A 321-nucleotide genomic window follows, 5' to 3' on the forward strand; every position below is an offset into this window, starting at 1 on the left:
CTCGGCCAAAGCCTCGGGGTCGATCGTCGACATCGCGATGCCGATGGGGACCGCGCACAGGAGTCGGTCGCGAGCGCTCCCGGCCGGGACGCTCCATTGACCCGAACGTATGGCGTGTACGCCGCCCGGGCCTCGTCGTAGCTGGTTGGCGATGGTCAGTGCCGACCGCATCATGTCCGAGACCGTGCCTTCCGGCGAGCCGGACGCTGCCTCATTCGCTGCGTCCGCGCGAACCATGCCGGCCAGTGCCCCGAGCGCGTAGGGAAGTCGTGGATCCATGTGTTCTCTCCTTCTCAGGCCAGGTCGCGTGCCAGCAATTCG

Annotated in this window: 1 pseudogene; it reads right to left on the reverse strand. The window is 67.6% G+C overall.

The features are described from left to right. Nucleotides 1-279: pseudogene (locus QP415_RS11165) on the reverse strand (carbohydrate kinase); the annotation flags it as partial. Nucleotides 280-321: the final 42 nt, after the last annotated feature.

Origin of the sequence: Pauljensenia sp. UMB3104 (assembly GCF_030217285.1) — a bacterium.
Taxonomy (GTDB): Bacteria; Actinomycetota; Actinomycetes; order Actinomycetales; family Actinomycetaceae; genus Pauljensenia.